2 protein-coding genes are annotated in these 966 nt (G+C 34.1%); both read left to right on the top strand.

Annotation, left to right across the window (positions count from 1 at the left end; genetic code table 11):
* Window positions 1-198 precede the first annotated feature (198 nt).
* Window positions 199-366 carry a hypothetical protein gene (locus AC1DRF_RS29685; protein ID WP_477742530.1) on the top strand — a complete coding sequence of 56 codons (168 nt, stop codon included), beginning with the start codon at window positions 199-201 and terminating at the stop codon, window positions 364-366.
* A 97-nt stretch (window positions 367-463) separates the two neighbouring features.
* Window positions 464-673 (top strand): hypothetical protein, encoded by a 210-nt coding sequence (locus tag AC1DRF_RS29680; protein WP_097822885.1) that lies wholly within the window; start codon window positions 464-466, stop codon window positions 671-673.
* Window positions 674-966: the final 293 nt, after the last annotated feature.

The following is a 966-nucleotide window of genomic DNA, read 5'->3' as shown; positions in this document are numbered from 1 at the left end:
GAGTTGACATAGTGAAGAGGAATTACATATGCAAAAAGGCAGGAGAAATCCTGCCTTTTTTTTATTTTTGTATGATTTCAAGAGGACTCGTATGTTCTGGAGAGGCAGTGCTGACTATTTGGCTAAATTTGTTTAACAAAAAGAAAAGAAGGAAAAGGAAGAAAACGAAGCTGTGACAATTTGGAAATGATCATAGCTATGGCAGCAGGCATGGGATTTCTTTTCTCTTTTTATCTTTTTTACATTCACCTTGTTATAAGTGAAAGAAGGGGTAAACCTTTGAGTGAAAGTCAAAGTTATATATTGAGAGAAGTAGCTGTAATCGTTCTTTTAGCCAGCTTTATTTTAGGAAGTCACTTTTTATAAAAGATGATTGATACATAATGTGGAGTGCATCTCTTGATCTAAAAAAATGCTGCCACTATCAAGCTAGGGGGGGTGAAAAAGAGAGGAGGATACTAGAATGAAATGGTACAAGCACGCGCTCATTCCTTTAGCTATAGGCTTTTTAAGCTTCGTATGTTTTATGATTTATAGTAAAGCAGTAGAAAATACGAGTTTTCAGCTGAACCAGGCGCTGTTTATTTCAATTGGTATATGCATTGGTGCAGTCCCAGTCTCATTTTTTGTAGAGCATCAAAAGAACAAAGAAAATAAAAAGTTTCATAGCTAAGTTGTTTATCAATTGACCGTTCGTTCTTTATTTTGTTTGTCAAAAAGGATGTGATGACCTGTTAATTCTCGTAAAGATTGGTATGTTGGTTTTTATCATTTTACTGCACGTTGCCTTTCGGAAACTTATTTTTTACGCGCATAAAAAACAAAAGAAATTCCCAAAAGAAGGGCGAAGGATATTAATAGAAGGGTTTTTAATTATGTTAGTCATCCTGTTAGCYATCATGAATTTTTTAAAGTATTATGATGGGGATTAAGATATAGAAATAAAAGAATTGCCTCGTAGCAAGT

This window comes from Priestia sp. P5_B4, from assembly GCF_056400385.1.
The sequence above is the reverse complement of the archived record's forward strand: the minus strand, read 5'-3'. Positions and strand labels throughout refer to the sequence as shown.

Coding starts and splice junctions, on each gene's coding strand:
- AC1DRF_RS29685 (WP_477742530.1), top strand. CDS start 199: ATGGCAGCAGGCATGGGATTTCTTTTCTCTTTTTATCTTTTTTACATT.
- AC1DRF_RS29680 (WP_097822885.1), top strand. CDS start 464: ATGAAATGGTACAAGCACGCGCTCATTCCTTTAGCTATAGGCTTTTTA.